The following is a 15,868-nucleotide window of genomic DNA, read 5'->3' on the forward strand; positions in this document are numbered from 1 at the left end:
CCGGGCCGGACGTCGGCCGGCGGCTCCTGCCGACTCCTGCGGACCGCCGACGGATGGGCCGCCGTCAACCTGGCCCGACCCGACGACCACGCGTCACTGCCCGCGCTGCTGGCCCTTCTCGGCGCGCGGGACACGGACCTGGACGGCGCTGCCCGCCGAACCACCGCCTCCCGACTCGCCGACGCCGCGCAGAAGGTGGGCATCCCCGCCGCCGCACTCGCAACGGCCTCTTCAAGCCGCGCCCCGGTACACGCCCGGTCCTACGGTGAGCGGCTGCGTCGCCCGCTCACTGCCCTGCGCGTACTCGACCTGTCCGCCCTCTGGGCCGGGCCTCTGTGCGCGCGACTGCTCGGCCTGGCCGGGGCACAGGTGACCAAGGTGGAGAGCACCACCAGACCGGACGGCGCGCGGTCGGGGCATCCGGAGTTCTACCGCTGGCTGCACGACGGACACGACAGCCTGGTCCTGGACTTCGCCTCCGGCGCCCTGGCGGACGCCGTGGACCGGGCGGACGTCGTCATCGAAGCCTCCCGGCCGCGAGCGCTACGGCAACTGGGGGTGTTCGCCGAGGAGTTCCTCACCGCGCGTCCCGGACGGGTCTGGGTCAGTATCACCGGGTACGGCCGCAACGATGACCGGATCGCCTTCGGAGACGACGCATCGGTGGCCGGCGGCCTGGTCGGCCGCGACCCGCACGGCGACCCCGTGTTCCTGGGTGACGCACTCGCCGACCCCGTCACCGGCCTGTACGCCGCCCACGCGGCCGTCCGCTCCCTCGCCGCCGGCGGCGCGGAGCTGCTGTGCGTGTCCATGGCGGCCTGTGCCGCCGCGCTCGCCGACTCCCGGACGGCACCGTGCTGATCCGGAACGTGGAGGTCGAGGGGTGCGCCCCTGCAGACGTACGGATCGGTGCCGACGGGCGGATCAGCGAGATCGGGCGCCATCTCGCCGGGGAGAGCCAGGTGGACGGAGGCGGAGGGGCGTTGCTGCCCGGACTGCACGACCACCACGTCCACCTCATGGCCCTGGCCGCCGACGCCGCCTCGGTCCACGTGGGCCCGGCCGACGTCCGTGCACCCGCCGGATTCGCTCAGGCCCTGCGGAGCGGGCCACCCGGGGAATGGGTGCGGGCGGTCGGCTACCACGAGAGTGTCGCGGGGAACCTGGACCGCTCCGCTCTGGACGCGATCGTCGCCGACCGGCCCGTGCGGGTGCAGCACCGCAGCGGGGCGATGTGGTTCCTCAACACCCCTGCGCTGTGGGCGGCAGGGTTGGACGGCGACGGCAGACTGTGGCGGGAGGACGAGCGGCTGCGGCAGCTGATCCCGCCGGTGCGGCTCGATCTGGCGGCTCTGGGCCGACGAGCCGCGCGCCTCGGCGTCACGGGCTTCACCAACGCCGACCCCCGGCCCGCTCCCGGCCTGCGGCGGACCCTGTCGGTGCTGCCGCAGCGGCTCACCGTCATGGGCGTCGATTCCCCGGTCAAGATCATGCTCGACGACGCCGCCCTGCCCACCCCGGGTGAACTCGCCGCTCTGGTGCGCGAGGCACGGCCCCGGCCCGTGGCCGTGCACTGTGTCACGCGTGTGCAGCTGCTCGTCACCCTGCTCGCCGTGCAGGAGGCCGGCCCGGTCGCCGGGGACCGCGTCGAGCACGGTGCGGTGATCCCGGCCGAGACCGTCCCCTGGATCCGGCGACTCGGGCTGACGGTCGTCACCCAGCCGCACTTCCCGGTGGAACGGGGCCGCCAGTACGCCGCCGAGGTCCCTCCGGACGACCACCCCCTCTACCGGTGCCGGAGTCTGGCCGAGGCGGGCATCCCGCTCGCCGCCGGCACCGACGCGCCGTACGGGACCGACGACCCGTGGGCGGTCATGCGGGCCGCGGTCGGCCGGGAGGACGGCGAGGGGGTGACACCGGAGGCCGCCCTGGGGCTCTTCCTCGGCGCGCCCGAGCAGCCCGCCCGCGCACGTCGGCTGTCGGTCGGTGCGCCGGCCGACCTGTGCCTGCTCCACGTGCCCCTGCGGGAGGCGCTCCACGTCCTGTCCGCCGACACCGTACGGGCCGTGTACGTCGGCGGCCGTCAGATCGCTCCCTGAACCAGCCCGTGCTCAGACGCTGTACCCACCATCCACCCCCAGAGCCTGCCCGGTGATGAACCCGGCCCGGTCGGACGCGAGGAACGCTACCGCCTCCGCGATGTCCCGCGCCTGCCCGAACCGGCGCATCGGAATGTTGCGCCGCGTGACGGCGAGAGCGTCCTCGTCCAGTTCCCCGGTGCTGATCAGCCGCCCCGCGATGCCGTCCGTGAGCATGCCGGGGGCGACACAGTTGACGCGGACGCCGTACCGTCCCTCCTCGGCGGCCAGCGCCCGGGCCACCGCCTCGACCGCTCCCTTGGTGCCCGAGGACAGCCCGTCACGCACCGGGAAGCGCCGGGTGGCGACCGTCGTCACGGCGACGACACTGCCCCGGCTCTTCCGCAGCAGCGGCAGCGCCGGGTGGACGAGACTGAAGAAGGCCACCGCGTCGGCCTCCAGCTGCGCCCGGTACCGGCCGGGCGTCACCTTGCTGAGATGCGTCATGGGCACATGCGGCCCCGCCGCGTACACCACCGTGTGGAGGCCGCCGAAGTCCGCCGCCGCGTCGCGCACCGCCCGCGCGGTCGCCTCCTCGTCGGTCAGGTCGAGCTGGACGGCCACGGACTGGCGCCCGGCCGCCTTCACCTCGTCGGTGAGCTCGTACGCGGCCTCCTGGCTGGCCCGATAGGTGAGCACGACGTCGCTGCCGCGGGCCGCGAGCATCCGTACGACGGCCGCCCCGATGCCACCGGTACCGCCCGCGACAAGGGCGGTACCGGGACGGGAGGAGAAGTCTTCCATTTCCTCACAACCCCAGGGACTTGGCGATGATGACCTTCATGACCTCACTGGTCCCGGCGTAGATGCGGGTGATGCGCGCGTCCGCGTACAGCCGGGCGATCGGGTACTCCAGCATGTAGCCGTATCCGCCGAACAACTGGAGGCACCGGTCGACGGCGCGGGCCTGTACCTCGGTGCAGAACAGCTTGACTTTGGCGGCGTCGGCGCCGGAGAGCCGGCTGTCGACGAGTTCCAGCACGGCCCGGTCGACGACGGCCTGCGCGGCCTCCACCTCGGCGGCCACGGCGGCGAGCTCGAACTTGGTGTTTTGGAACGAGGCGACGGCGGTGCCGAACACCTTCCGCTCCTTCACGTACGCGAGGGTCGCGTCGAGCGCCGCCCGCGCCTGAGCCACCGAGCCGACCGCCACGGTCATGCGCTCCTGCGGCAGGTTGTGCCCGAGGTAGGAGAAGGCCGCGCCCTCCTCGCCGAGCCGGTTGGCGACGGGCACACGGACGTCGTCGAAGGCCAGCTCCACGGTGTCCTGCGCCTTGATGCCCATCTTCTCCAGCACCCGCCCCCGCGTGAACCCGGGCATCCCGTCCTCCACCACCAGCAGCGTCAGCCCCGCCCGCCGGTCGCCGGGATCGTGAGCGGAACGCGCCACCACGATCACGAGGTCGGCCAGCAGCCCGCCCGTGATGAAGGTCTTCGCGCCGTTGAGGACGTAGGCGTCCCCGTCCCGTACCGCGGTGGTGCGCATCCCCGCGAGGTCGGAACCGGTGCCGGGCTCGGTCATCGCTATGGCGGTCAGCAGCCGGCCGGAGGCCAGGCCGGGAAACCAGCGCGCCCGCTGCTCTCGGTCCGTGTAGGCGAGGAAGTACGGCAGCACGACGTCGAGTTGGGTGCGGACCGTGCCCAGGGTGACCAGGGCGCGGGCCGCCTCCTCCTGGAGGACGACGTTGTAGCGGTAGTCGGGCTGTCCGCCGCCCCCGTACTCCTCGGGTATCGCCATGCCGAGCAGACCGATCGAGCCGAGCCGCTGGAAGAAGGAGCGGGGCAGCCGCCCGGCTCCTTCCCACTCGGCGTAGTGCGGGACCACCTCCTTGGCCACGACGTCCCGGACCAGCTCCCGGAAGTCCTCGTGGTCGGCGGTGAAGACGTCTCTGCGCACGGTGACACCCTTCGTCAGTCGCCGAGTTCGACGACGGTGGCGTTCGCGGTGCCGCCGCCCTCGCACATGGTCTGGAGGCCGTAACGGATGCCGTGCGCGCGCATGTGGTGGATCATGCGGGTCATCAGCACCGCTCCCGACGCCCCCAGCGGGTGGCCGAGCGCGATGGCGCCGCCGAGGGGGTTCAGCCGCTCCGCGTCGGCACCGGTTTCGGTGAGCCAGGCCAGTGGGATCGGTGCGAACGCCTCGTTCACCTCGAAGACGCCGATGTCCCGGACGGCGAGGTCCGCCCTGTGCAGCACCTTCTCGGTCGCCGGGATCGGCCCGGTGAGCATCAGCACCGGGTCGGAGCCGACGACCGCGCCGGCCCGGTAGCGGACCAGGGGAGCGAGCCGCAGTTCCCGCGCCTTGTCGGCGGTGGTGACGATCAGGGCGGCCGCTCCGTCGGAGATCTGCGAGGCGTTGCCCGCGTGGATCACACCGTCCTTCTGGAAGGAGGGCTTGAGCTTCGCGAGCGTGTCCACGCTCGTGCCGCGCCGTATTCCCTCGTCGGCGTCGGTCCCCGCCACGGGGACGATCTCCGGCGCGAACGCTCCGGCGTCCTGCGCCGCCGCGGCGCGCTCGTGCGAGAGCGCCGCGTACGCGTCGAGCTCCTCGCGCGAGAAGCCCCACTTCCGCGCGATCAGCTCCGCCGAGATCCCCTGATTGAAGGAGAAGCCCCGGTAGCGGTCGATGGCCCGCGGGCCGTACGGCGTCCCGTCGGCCTTCGCGGCCCCCAGCGGCACCCGGCTCATCACCTCGACGCCGCCCGCCACGACCACCTCCTGCTGGCCCGACAGGACCGCCTGCACGGCGAAGTCCAGCGCCTGCTGGCTCGACCCGCACGCCCGGTTGACCGTCGTCCCCGGAACGCTCTCCGGCCAGCCCGCCGCCAGCACCGAGTACCGGGCGATGTTGCTCGACTGGTCGCCGATCTGGGACACACAGCCCCAGACGACGTCGTCGACCACCTCCGGGTCGATCCCGGTCCGCTCCGCGAGCGCTCGCAGCACGGCCGCGGACAGGTCCGCGGGGTGGACGTCGGCCAGTCCACCGCCCCGCTTGCCGACGGCGGTGCGGACCGCCCCGACGATCACCGCTTCCCGAGTCACGTCTCGTCCTCCGATCGTCCGGCACTCGTACCGGGCACCGCCCAGCGGCCGGTGAAATGGGCATCACGCCTGTCGGCGAAGGCCGCGTAGGCCTCGCGCACGTCGGCGGTCGCGAAGTTCGCCGCCTGCGCCCGCGCCTCGCCGGCGAGCGCCTCGCGCAGGGTGCGGTCCGTGTTCTCGTTCAGCAGTGCTTTGGTCTGGGCGAGCGCCACGGGCGCGCCGGCCACCAGGCGCGCGGTGAGGCCGTCGACGAAGGCGTCCACCTCCGTGCCGTCCACCACCCAGGTCACCAGGTTCAGGGCGCGGGCCTCCTCGGCGCCGATCGTGTCCGCCAGCAGCGCGAGCCGTTTGGCCTGCTGGAGACCGACCAGCCGGGGCAGCAGCCAGGAGCCGCCGCAGTCGGGGGACAGCCCACGCCGCGTGAAGATCTGCGAGAACCTCGCCTCCGGGGTCGCCACGACCAGATCGCAGCCCAGGGCGAGGTTCCAGCCCGCGCCCACCGCCACCCCTGTCACCTTGGCGACCGTCGGCACCGGCAGTTCGTGCAGCAGCAGCGTCACGTCGGTCAACGGACGCATCCGGTACAAGGGGTGGGCGCTGCTGAGCCCCTTGGAGATGTCCGCTCCCGAACAGAAGGCACCGCCCGCGCCGGTGAGGACCAGGGCGCGCACGCTCCGGTCCCGACCGGCGTCGTCGAGAGCGGCGCGCAACGTCTTCCACAGCTCGACGTCGATCGCGTTCCTGCGGTGCGGGCGGTCCAGCGTCAGGGTCCGTACGCCGTCGGCGTCGTCGATGAGGAGACCGGTCACCGCACGGCCCTCCGCTCGCGGAGCGAAGCGATCTCCTCGGCCGCGAAACCGAGTTCGCCGAGCACGGCGTCCGTGTGCTCGCCCAGCGCCGGCACCGCCCCCATCGGCGGCTCGTACCCGGCGATGACGGGAGGCGGGAGCAGGGCGGGTACCGGCCCGCCCGGAGTGCCGATCTCCCGCCAGCGGTCGCGGGCGGCCAGATGCGGGTGCGCCAGGACGTCGGCCTGTGTGTTGAAGCGGGAGTTGCCGATCCCGGCGGCGTCCGCGCGGTCCTGGATCTCCGCCAGATCGTGCCGGGCGCACCATGCGCCGATCTCGGCGTCCAGGACGGCCCGGTGCTCGACCCGTCCGGCGTTGGTACGGAACCGCTCGTCGTCCGCCAGGTCCGGCCGGTCGATCAACTCTCGTGCCAGGCGCTGCCATTCGCGGTCGTTGGTGGTGCCGAGGACCACCGTGTGCCCGTCGGCGGTGGGGTGGGCGCCGTACGGGGACACGGCGGGCGAGCTCATGCCGAGCGGCTGCTGTTCGACGCCGGAGTGCCTGGTGTACGTCAGCGGGTAGCCCATCAGCTCCGTCATCGTGTCGAACAGGCTCACCGCGACGGAGGCGGCGGGCCGCCCCCGTCCCCTGCCGTGCAGCAGGGCCAGGACCGACAGCGCCGCGTACAGGCCGCTGCACACGTCGGCCACCGGCGGACCCGGTTTCGCGGGTGCCCCCGGGTGCCCGGTCACCGCGCACGCCCCCGACTCGGCCTGGACCAGCAGGTCGTAGGCGCGTTTGTGGGACAGGGGGCCGCCGGCGCCGTACCCGTCGATCTCCACGGCGATCACGTCCGGATGGCGGACCTCCAGATCGGCGGGGGACAGGCCCAGCTTGGCGGTCGTGCCGGGGGTGAGGTTGGAGACCAGCACGTCGGCGCGTTCCAGCAGCCGGTGCAGCACGGCGAGGCCCGCGTCGGTCTTCAGGTCCAGCGCGACGGACTCCTTGCCCCGGTTGACCCACACGAAGTGCGCCGCTAGGCCGCCCACCACGTCGTCGTAGTGCCGGGCGAAGTCCCCGCCCCGGGGATTCTCGACCTTGATCACGCGCGCGCCGAAGTCACCGAGGGTGCGGGTGCACATCGGCGCCGACACGGCCTGCTCCAGTGCGACCACGGTGATGCCGGCCAGCGGTCCGTCACTCACCGGCGCTCACCGTCCTCGTACCGGGCACGCAGGTCGTCCTTGAGGACCTTCAGGCCGGCGTTGCGGGGCAGCGCGTCCACGAACCGCACGTGCCGGGGCACCTTGAAGTTGGCCATGTGCTCGCGCGCCCACGCCACGACGTCCTCCTCGGTGAGGTCGGCGCCCGGTGCGGGGACCACGAAGGCGCAGCCCACCTCGCCCATGCGCGCGTCGGGTACGCCGATCACCGCCACCTGCGCGACGTGCTCGCAGCCGAGCAGCAGTTTCTCTATCTCGGCCGGGTAGGCGTTGAAGCCGCCGACGATGTACATCTCCTTCTTGCGGTCGACGATCACGAGGTTGCCCGCCCCGTCGAGGTGGCCGATGTCACCGGTGTGCAGCCAACCGGTGCCGTCGATCGCCGCGGCGGTGGCCTCCGGGTCGTCCCAGTAGCCGCGGGTGACGTTGTAGCCGCGTACCAGGATCTCCCCGTCCTCCCCCGGTGGCACCTCCTGCCCCGAGGCGTCGGTGAGCCGGACCTCGACGTCGGGGATGGGACGGCCGGTGGTGCGGGCCACCGTCTCCTCCGTGTCGCCGACGCGGGTGGTGGTCACCAGCGCCGTCGACTCGGTGAGCCCGTAGGCGCTCAGCACGATGTCGAAGGACAGGTCCTTCTTCATGGCGCGGATCAGGGCCTCGGGGATGGTGGTGCCGCCGGTCATGGACACCCGCAGGGACGACAGGTCGTGGTGCGGGCGGCCGGGGTGGTGCAGCAGGTCGTGGAAGATGGTGGGCGGGCCGAGCAGGATGCTGACCCGCTCCCGCTCGATCAGCTCCAGCGCGCGTCCCGCGTCGAAGACCGCCATCGGGATCACCGTCACACCGTGCAGGAACGAGGCGAGCCAGCCCGCCTTGTACCCGAAGCAGTGGAAGAACGGGGGGATGACCAAGAAGCTGTCCGAGGCGCCGAAGCCGTACTCCGAGGACATCCAGCCGTAGGCGCGCAGGGACTGGCCGTGGGTGAGCGTGACGCCCTTGGGGTGGCCGGTGGTGCCGGAGGTGAACATCACGTCGCTGACCTGGTCGGGGGTGAGCCGGTCGATCGCCTCGTGCGCGGCCGACGGCCCGGCGCCCAGGTCGAGGAACTGGTCCCAGGTCATGTCCGCGCGGCCGCGGTCCCCCAGCAGTGACACGGTGGTGCGCAGCGCGGGCAGCCCGGGATCGGCCCGTTTCAGGTCCGCCGTGTAGTCCGTGCCGAGGAAGGACGCCGCGGCGAACAGGGCCTTGGCCCCGGACTTGCGCAGGATGTAGGAGAGCTCCCGCTGCTTGAAGCGGGTGTTGAGGGGGACGACGATCCCTCCGGCTCCCTGGATGCCGAGGGCCGCCACGATCCATTCCACCGAGTTGGGGGCGCACAGGCCCACCCGGTCGCCCGGACCGACTCCCAGTTCCCGCGCCGAGGCGACGGCGCGGAGCATGAGGCCCTCCAGTTCGCGAAACCCGATGCGCCGGTCCCTGTCGACGAGGGCGGTGGCGTCACCGAACCGCCGGGCGGCGGCTCTGACCACGTTGGGGATGCTCCGGAATTCCTGGTCGTGTCGCATGACGGGGCTCCGTTCAGCCACGGCCGTCGGCCGGCAGGCGCAGCAGTCGCTTGGCGATGATGTTCCGCTGGATCTGAGAGGTCCCGCCGTAGACGGACGCGGCACGGGAGTACAGGTAGTCGCCGAAGATCTCCCCGCCCGCGCCGTGCAGTTCCTCGGGGAAGACCTTCAGTGCCGTCTCGTACAGTCGCTGCTCGGTCCGGGTCATCAGCAGTTTGTCGACCGACGACTCCGGGCCCGCGGCCCGGCCGGCCAGGCGTTCGGCGGTGCGGCGGCGGGAGTGGGCGACCAGGACCCCGTAGTCGACGACGCACCGACCGATGTCCGACAGCAGCCCGTCGGGAAGACTGCCGCGACGCTCGTGGGCGCGGCGGCGCAGCCGCTCGACCAGCAGCCCGTACGTGGACAGGTGGCCGGTGTCGAGAGCGTTGCGTTCGTACGAGACGGTCGTCATCGCCAGTTTCCATCCGGCGCCCTCGGCACCGATGAGGTCCGCTTCGGCCAGGCGGACGTCGTCGAGGAACAGCTCGCAGAACTCGTCGTCGCCGTTGGCCGCGCGCAGGGGGCGTACCGTCACGCCGGGACGGTCCAGCGGGAGCACGAACGCCGAGAGGGAAGTGTGCGCGGAAGCGCTGGGGCCGGTGCGGGCCAGGAGCAGGCAGAGATCGGAGTACTGGGCGTAACTGGTCCAGAGCTTCTGCCCGTTGACGGTGTAGTGGCCGTCCGCTCCGCGGTCGGCGCGGGTGCTCATGCCGGCCAGGTCCGAGCCGGCGCCCGGTTCGCTGAAGCCCTGGCACCAGACGTCGTCGCCCGCGAGCATGCGCGGCAGCTGGTGGCGGCGCTGCTCCTCGGAGCCGAACTCCAGAAGGGCGTGCGCGAGATAGCCGATGCGAGGGACTCCCGGTGCGCCCCGGGCCCCCAGCTCGTCGCTGACCGCGACCTGGTGCAGTGGGGTCAGTCCACGTCCGCCGTACTCCCGCGGCACGTCGAGTCCGACCCAGCCGCCCGCGTGCAGCATGCGGTGCCAGCGGTGCAGGAAGACGGGCACCGGCTCGTCCGCGCCGCGGGCGGGGAGGGGGTGGTCCGCGAGCCAGGCGCGGAAGTCGCCGCGCAGACGTTCCAGGTCGGCGGGGTCGCCGAAGTCCAGGGGGAGGTCGGTCATCGGATCGTCTCCGGTTCGGCCGCGGTGGGAGTGAGTGCCCCGGTATCGGCGGGCGAGGACTTGTCAGGGGCGGGCTCGGCCAGCGTGGTCAGGAGGTCGGCCGTGGTCGCCAATAGGTCCGCTCCCACGAGGACGCGGCGCAGGTACAGATGGGCGACGTGCTCCCAGGTCTGGGCGACGCCGCCGAACACCTGCATGCCCGTGTACACCGCCTCGACCGCCGAGGTGTTCACCTCGGCCTTGGCCACGCGAGCCGCCGTCAGCGCCCGGTCGACCGGCTCGTGGTCCAGGCACCAGGCGGCGTACCGGGTGGCACTGGCGCACGCTTCGACCAGGACCCTCGCGTCGGCGAGCAGGTGCTGCACCGCCTGGAAGGAACCGATTCGTTTCCCGTACTGCCTGCGGTCACGGGCGTAGTCCGTGCTCAGCTCGACGAAGGCGTCCACCGCACCCACAAGTTCGGCGGTGACGACGACCAGTGCGTACGACTGCCAGCGCTGCCCGGCCTCGGCACCGAGGCGTCCGACGATCTCGCCCTCGCCGTCGTCGGGGACCGCGCGCACACTGCGCAGCAGGTCGGCGGTCCGGGTGGGCGGGCCCAGTGCGACCTGCCGTACGGTCCCGTCGGGGGCGACGTGCAGGGCCCCGTCCGCCGCGTCGCAGTCCCAGGCGACCAGCGGTGACGGGTGCTGCGCCGGGAAGCGCAGGTCGCGGGCGAGTGCGATCGTCGGGAGGGACGTCGGGGCCGTGATCCCGAGCAGGCGCGACAACTCGGGGGCGAGGAGGGCGGTCCCGAGCAGGGACGTCGTCAGCGGCTGCCTGCCGTGCTCCTCGGCGAGCAGCGCGCACTCCTGGACCGTGGCGGCGGGCGGGGAGGAGCGGCGCAGCTCGGCGAGGCCCAGCTCGTCCAGCGCCTGCCGCGCGGCGGCACGGGTCCGCGGCGTCACCTCGTCGGCGGACCCGACGCGGTGCCGGGTCGCGAACGACCGCAGCATGTCCCGGACCAGGGTGAACTCCTCGGTCTGCACGCTCAGTCCTCCTCGGAAGCGGCTGTGCGACGGCGGGTGCGGGAGGCCAGCTCGTTGACGATCCGGATGTGGTCGGGGCTGGTCATCGTGGACCGCTCGGCCAGCAGGGCCGCCTCCATGCCGCCTCGGGACACCTGCTCGACCACGGCGGCCAGTGCCGCCTTGGTGGCACGCAGCGCCTCCGCCGGCTGGGCGGCGAGCCGGTGAGCCAGCTTCAGAGCCTCGCTCATCAGGTCACCGGCCGGACAGCCGCGGTTCGCCAGGCCCAGCTCGACCGCCGTGGCCGCCGGTATACGGTCGCCGGTGAACAGGTACTCCTTGACCCGCAGCAGGCTCGTCAGCAGCGGCCAGAGGGTCACCCCGCCGTCGCCCGCCACCAGTCCGACCGACACATGAGGGTCGGCGAGGTAGGCGTCCTCGGCCATGAGGACCAGGTCGCATCCGAGGGCCAGGCTGCAACCCAGCCCGACCGCCGGTCCGTTGACCGCCGCGATCAGTGGGAGGGGGAAGCGGATCATCTCGGTCTGGATGATCCGGTCGAGCCGGATCGAGCGCTCCCGCAGCGCCGGGTCGTCGTGGTGGCGGAGTAGGTGGTCGAAGTCGCCGCCCGCGCTGAACGCCCGTCCCGCTCCGGTCAGCACGACCGACCGTGCCCCGGGGTCCTCCGCCAGCTCCCGCCACACCTCGGACAATCGGCGGTGCAGTTCCTCCGACACTCCGTTGAGGTGCTCCGGCCGGTTCAGTGTGACGATGCGGACGTCGCCGTCGGCGGCCACGGTCAGGACGGGGCTCACGTCGCTCATGCGGCGATGGTAGTAAAGGTCAGACCGATATTGTCAATGGTGTTGCTGATAAACGAGAATGTCATTCTCGCGAGCGCGGCGGTTTCTACCGCCCGACTACGGACGGGCGGTCCCCCGTCGGCCGTCAGTCGTCGGCTTCCGGCAGGTCCACCAGCTCCCGGCCGTCCACTTCGGCGGCGGCGCGGGCGAAGCCGCACACATGGCGGCTCATCCGCCGGTGGGCCGCTTCCTCGTCACCGGACCGGATGGCTTCCGTGATCCGCGCGTGGGCGCGCGCGGTGAGCCGGCGGATGCGGACGTCCATGAACTGTGCCAGGTCGGTGGAGGCGTGGATGGACTCCGAGAGGGCGTCCAGGAAGCCGATGAGCAGTTCGTTGTCGCCCGCTCTGGCCACGGCGTTGTGCCACTGGATGTTGGCACGCAGGAACCGCGGGACGTCGTCGCCCGCCCCGACCAGCTCCGCGTGGGCGGTGTCCAGATCCACCAGGTCCCGCTCGGTGCGTCGCCGGGCCGCGAGCGCCGCGCAGGCCGGCTCGATCGCCTCACGTGTCTCGTGCAGCGCCTCCAGCCTGATCCGCTGTCCCCGGATTACCAACTGCACCGTGCTGGCGAGGGATTCGCGGCCCGGCCGGTGCACGAAGGCGCCGCCTCCGCGCCCCGGCCGGATGTCGACCAGCCGCTCGACCTCCAGAATGCGCAGCGCCTCGCGCACCGTGGCCCGGCTCAGTCCCGTCTGCTCCACGAGCTGACGCTCCGGCGGCAACGCCGTGCCCTCGCCGAACTCTCCCGACAGGATGCGCTCGCGCACCTCGGCCGCCAGCACGTCCGACGCCTTCGGCACGCTGAGCGGCTCGAAGCGCGGGGCGGGTGGGATGGATTCGGCGCTGGACACGGTGCGGGCCTCTCGTCGGGCGTCCCTTTCGGCTGAACCATTCAACACAGCCCGGGGGAGACCTGTCACATGACCATGCCCCCGTCCACGGGCAGGACCTGGCCGGTGACGAACGAGGCGGCGTCCGAGGCGAGGAACACGAACGCCCCCGCCACCTCCTCCGGTTCGGCCCACCTGCCGAGCGGGATGCGCGTGAGCATGCGCTCCGCGAACTTGGGATCGGTGCGGATGGTCTGGGTCATTGGGGTCGCGGCCAGCGGCGCGAGGGCGTTGACCAGGATGCGCCTGCGAGCCAGTTCCCTGGCGAGGGACTTGGTGAGCCCGATGATGCCCGCCTTCGCCGCCGAGTAGTTCACCTGGCCGAGGGTGCCGGTCAGACCGGCAGACGAGGTGACGTTGATGACGCGTCCGGTGCCGTCCGTCGCGAGAAACGGCAGCGCCGCCTGCGTGCAGTGGAACGCGCCCATCAGATGGATGTCGATCAGTCGCCGGACGGACTCCTCCTCCAGCTTGTCGAACATGGCGGGCGCGGTGACACCGGCGTTGTTGACGAGGATGTGCAGCGTCCCCTCGGCCAGTGCCGCGGCCCGGGACACCGCGTGGTCGGCGGCGGTCCGGTCGGTCACGTCGAGAGCCGCGCTGTCGGCGCTCAGCCCGGCGGCGGACAGCTTCCCGGCCACGGCCGCCGCCGCCTCGCCGTCCACGTCGGTGACAAGCACCGCGGCCCCGGCGCGGGCGAGCGCCCCCGCCACCGCGGAACCGATCCCGCCGGCGGCACCCGTGACGAGCGCGGAGCGCCCCGTGAGGTCGAACAGTCCCGTACGGTCGGTCATCCCTGGCTCCTGGTCGTCGATGGTGCAGGTCAGTAGCTGCGTGGCAGTCCCAGGGTGTGGGACCCCAGGTAGTTCAGAACCATCTCCTGGCTGACCGGCGCGATGCGCATCAGCCGGGCCTCACGGAAGAAGCGGGCCACGGGATACTCCTCGGAGTAGCCCATCCCGCCGTGCGTCTGGAGCGCGCGGTCGGCGGCCGTGAATCCGGCGTCCGCGCACAGGTACTTGGCGGTGTTCGCCTCCCGCCCACAGGGCCGCCCCCGGTCGTACAGCCAGGTCGCCTTGCGCAGCACGAGCTCCGCCGCGTCGAGCCGGGCGAGCGAGTCGGCGAGCGGGAACTGGATGCCCTGGTTCATGCCGATGGGCCGCCCGAACACCTCACGGTCACAGCCGTAGGCCACCGCCCGGTCCAGTGCCACCCGGCCGATGCCCAGGGCCTCGGCGGCGATCAGCATCCGCTCGGGGTTGAGGCCGTCGAGCAGATAACGGAATCCCTGGCCCTCCTCGCCGACCCGGTCCCGGGCGGGGACCCGCAACTCGTCGATGAACAGCTCGTTCGAGGTGACGGCGTTGCGCCCCATCTTCGGGATCGGCCGGATGTCCACGTGGTCGCGGTCGAGGTCGGTGAGGAACAGGGTCATGCCGTCGGTCGGCTTCGCGACCTCGTCCCGCCGGGAGGTGCGGGTCAGCAGCAGGATCTTCTCCGACTCCACTGCCTTGGAGATCCACACCTTGCGGCCGCTGACGACATAGTGGTCGCCGTCCCGCCGGGCGTACGTGGTGATACGCGTCGTGTCCAGGCCCGCGCCGGGCTCGGTGACCCCGAAGCAGACGTGCAGGTCACCGTCCGCGACGCGGGGGAGTGTGCGTCGCTTCAGCTCGTCGGAACCGTGCACCACGACCGGATGCATGCCGAAGATCGACAGGTGGATGGCGCTGGCGGCGTTCATCCCGCCCCCCGAGCGGGCCACCTCCTCCAGCAGAAGCGTCGCCTCGGTGATGCCGAGGCCGTGGCCGCCGTACTCCTCGGGGATCGTGATGCCGAGCCAGCCGCCGCCGGCGACGGTGGCGTAGAACTCCTCGGGGAAGGCGTGGTCGCGGTCCTTCTCCATCCAGTACCGGTCGTCGAAGTCGCGCAGGAGACCGGCCACAGCCTTGCGGATCGTCTCCTGGTCCTCGGTCAGCTCGAAATCCACGGCGGGGAACCCCTCTGCCGGTTGCTGATGTGTGAAACATATCAAAGGTCAGACCGAAAGAGGCGTCAACTGCCTCGACCCATCGGGCGGTTGCCGTGCGGGCGCGATCGGTGCGGCATGCGATCGGTGCGACACGAGAGAAGGGCCCGCACGGGTGCGGGCCCTTCAGGTTCGAACGACGGGTGGGGTTAGGCCTTGGTTCGCGTGGCGCCCTTGGGGGCGGCGGACTTCTTGGCGGTGGTCCGCTTCGCCGCTGCCTTCTTGGTGGCGGCGACCTTCTGGGTGCCGGACTCGTCCCCGCCGGTCGCCTGTCCCGCCCCGGTGATGCCACCCAGGCAGAACTCCCAGACGTCCTCCGCACCGATCCGGGAGGGCTGTGCCCCGACCGGAGCGGCGGGGGCCTGGGCCGTGAACATCGCCGTCTGCATGATCAAGGAGGCGGTACGGCGTGGCCTGGGCGTGACGGCCTGGCCGGCCTTCACCGCGTCTTCCACCAGCTCCGTGAAGAGGGCGAGCAGGGGCAGGTGGGCGGTGGCCACCTGGTCCGGGTGACTGACCAGCAACTGAATGGCGAAGTCGGTGAAGAGCGGGGACTGCTGTCCCTCGCGCGGTGTGGAGGAGTCGTACAGCAGATCCACCGCGACCTTGAGCCGGTCCAGTGGACCGGTCACGGTGGAGAGCTTCTCCCGCATCTCGGTGGCCGACCTCGACAGCGCGTCCTCGAAGAGGGCGAGCAGCAGCTCGTGCTTGCCGTCGAAGTGCTGGTAGAAACTCCGCAGCGACTGGCGGGAGCGCTCCACGACTTCCTGCACCGTGAAATCCGTGGTGCCCTTGTCCGCGATCAGTTCCTGGGCCGCGTCCAGGAAACGCTGCACGCGCTGCTCGGCGCGCAGCTTCGCGGCCCGGGTGGATCGCTCGACGGCGCGCTGCCGCCACGCGGGCTCAGGGGACTCGACCGGTTCGGCGGGGACGACACTCATGAGTAGAACGGTACTCCACGTATGTGAAAAGGGGAGGCATCCCCCCTACCGAATCGGCCTCCGCGTGCAACAAGACTCTTACTTCCGTCTGACGAGAATGCTATTCTCGCATCGATTCCTGCCACAGAGGACGCCACCAAGACCGCAGGAGAGCGGAGGCCGGGCGTGGAGTTCGAACTCGACGAGGAGCAGCGGATGCTGCGCCGCGCGGT

At 71.9% G+C, this 15,868-nt stretch carries 15 protein-coding genes; 2 read left to right on the forward strand and 13 right to left on the reverse strand.

The features are described 5' to 3' along the window. The coding region (locus RIF68_RS08200; protein ID WP_309050473.1) for a CoA transferase at positions 1-861 on the forward strand (861 nt) is incomplete at its 5' end. After that, positions 855-2,099: an amidohydrolase family protein gene (locus tag RIF68_RS08205; RefSeq protein WP_309050474.1), complete on the forward strand. Its 1,245-nt coding sequence runs from the start codon at positions 855-857 to the stop codon at positions 2,097-2,099. The genes RIF68_RS08200 and RIF68_RS08205, both read left to right, overlap by 7 nt. A 12-nt stretch (positions 2,100-2,111) precedes the next feature. On the opposite strand, the gene RIF68_RS08210 is transcribed toward RIF68_RS08205, so the two are convergent. The 13 genes from RIF68_RS08210 to RIF68_RS08270 all read right to left on the reverse strand — a co-directional run bounded on the left by RIF68_RS08210 (position 2,112) and on the right by RIF68_RS08270 (position 15,656). Then, on the reverse strand, positions 2,112-2,882 hold the full coding sequence (locus tag RIF68_RS08210; protein WP_309050475.1) for an SDR family oxidoreductase: 771 nt from the start codon (positions 2,880-2,882) through the stop codon (positions 2,112-2,114). Between the two features lie 4 nt (positions 2,883-2,886). After that, the gene (locus tag RIF68_RS08215) at positions 2,887-4,035 is read right to left on the reverse strand and encodes an acyl-CoA dehydrogenase family protein (protein WP_309050476.1); all 1,149 of its coding nucleotides are present in this window, start codon (positions 4,033-4,035) and stop codon (positions 2,887-2,889) included. A 14-nt stretch (positions 4,036-4,049) separates the two neighbouring features. Further along, positions 4,050-5,186 (reverse strand): thiolase family protein, encoded by a 1,137-nt coding sequence (locus tag RIF68_RS08220; protein ID WP_309050477.1) that lies wholly within the window; start codon positions 5,184-5,186, stop codon positions 4,050-4,052. Next, entirely contained in the window at positions 5,183-5,995 is an 813-nt protein-coding gene (locus RIF68_RS08225; RefSeq protein ID WP_309050478.1) for an enoyl-CoA hydratase-related protein, read from the reverse strand. The genes RIF68_RS08220 and RIF68_RS08225 overlap by 4 nt, the downstream gene beginning before the upstream one ends. Continuing rightward, positions 5,992-7,179 (reverse strand): CaiB/BaiF CoA-transferase family protein, encoded by a 1,188-nt coding sequence (locus tag RIF68_RS08230; protein ID WP_309050479.1) that lies wholly within the window; start codon positions 7,177-7,179, stop codon positions 5,992-5,994. The genes RIF68_RS08225 and RIF68_RS08230 overlap by 4 nt, the downstream gene beginning before the upstream one ends. Then, positions 7,176-8,762 carry a FadD3 family acyl-CoA ligase gene (locus RIF68_RS08235; RefSeq protein WP_309050480.1) on the reverse strand — a complete coding sequence of 529 codons (1,587 nt, stop codon included), beginning with the start codon at positions 8,760-8,762 and terminating at the stop codon, positions 7,176-7,178. Before RIF68_RS08235 ends, RIF68_RS08230 begins: the two co-directional genes overlap by 4 nt. Before the next feature lie 13 nt (positions 8,763-8,775). Next, positions 8,776-9,924 (reverse strand): acyl-CoA dehydrogenase family protein, encoded by a 1,149-nt coding sequence (locus RIF68_RS08240; protein ID WP_309050481.1) that lies wholly within the window; start codon positions 9,922-9,924, stop codon positions 8,776-8,778. Beyond that, complete coding sequence (locus RIF68_RS08245) at positions 9,921-10,952, reverse strand: acyl-CoA dehydrogenase family protein (RefSeq protein WP_309050482.1); 1,032 nt, start codon at positions 10,950-10,952, stop codon at positions 9,921-9,923. The genes RIF68_RS08240 and RIF68_RS08245 overlap by 4 nt, the downstream gene beginning before the upstream one ends. Positions 10,953-10,954: 2 nt before the next feature. Continuing rightward, positions 10,955-11,755, reverse strand: coding sequence for an enoyl-CoA hydratase/isomerase family protein (locus RIF68_RS08250; RefSeq protein WP_309050483.1), 801 nt, complete (start codon positions 11,753-11,755; stop codon positions 10,955-10,957). Between the two features lie 124 nt (positions 11,756-11,879). Continuing rightward, complete coding sequence (locus RIF68_RS08255) at positions 11,880-12,647, reverse strand: FCD domain-containing protein (RefSeq protein WP_309050484.1); 768 nt, start codon at positions 12,645-12,647, stop codon at positions 11,880-11,882. A 65-nt stretch (positions 12,648-12,712) separates the two neighbouring features. Next, positions 12,713-13,480, reverse strand: coding sequence for an SDR family NAD(P)-dependent oxidoreductase (locus RIF68_RS08260; protein WP_309050485.1), 768 nt, complete (start codon positions 13,478-13,480; stop codon positions 12,713-12,715). Positions 13,481-13,509: 29 nt separating this feature from the next. Continuing rightward, positions 13,510-14,676 (reverse strand): acyl-CoA dehydrogenase family protein, encoded by a 1,167-nt coding sequence (locus RIF68_RS08265; RefSeq protein WP_279562209.1) that lies wholly within the window; start codon positions 14,674-14,676, stop codon positions 13,510-13,512. Between the two features lie 188 nt (positions 14,677-14,864). After that, positions 14,865-15,656 (reverse strand): TetR/AcrR family transcriptional regulator, encoded by a 792-nt coding sequence (locus RIF68_RS08270; protein WP_309050486.1) that lies wholly within the window; start codon positions 15,654-15,656, stop codon positions 14,865-14,867. Positions 15,657-15,868 lie beyond the last annotated feature (212 nt).

The sequence above is a fragment of the Streptomyces sp. genome (assembly GCF_031178505.1).
Taxonomy (GTDB): domain Bacteria; phylum Actinomycetota; class Actinomycetes; order Streptomycetales; family Streptomycetaceae; genus Streptomyces; species Streptomyces gulbargensis.

Excerpts from the sequence above, each read along its gene's own strand:
- RIF68_RS08250 (WP_309050483.1), bottom strand. The coding sequence starts at position 11,755 with ATGAGCGACGTGAGCCCCGTCCTGACCGTGGCCGCCGACGGCGACGTC.
- RIF68_RS08270 (WP_309050486.1), bottom strand. The coding sequence starts at position 15,656 with ATGAGTGTCGTCCCCGCCGAACCGGTCGAGTCCCCTGAGCCCGCGTGG.
- RIF68_RS08235 (WP_309050480.1), bottom strand. The coding sequence starts at position 8,762 with ATGCGACACGACCAGGAATTCCGGAGCATCCCCAACGTGGTCAGAGCC.
- RIF68_RS08210 (WP_309050475.1), bottom strand. The coding sequence starts at position 2,882 with ATGGAAGACTTCTCCTCCCGTCCCGGTACCGCCCTTGTCGCGGGCGGT.
- RIF68_RS08240 (WP_309050481.1), bottom strand. The coding sequence starts at position 9,924 with ATGACCGACCTCCCCCTGGACTTCGGCGACCCCGCCGACCTGGAACGT.
- RIF68_RS08260 (WP_309050485.1), bottom strand. The coding sequence starts at position 13,480 with ATGACCGACCGTACGGGACTGTTCGACCTCACGGGGCGCTCCGCGCTC.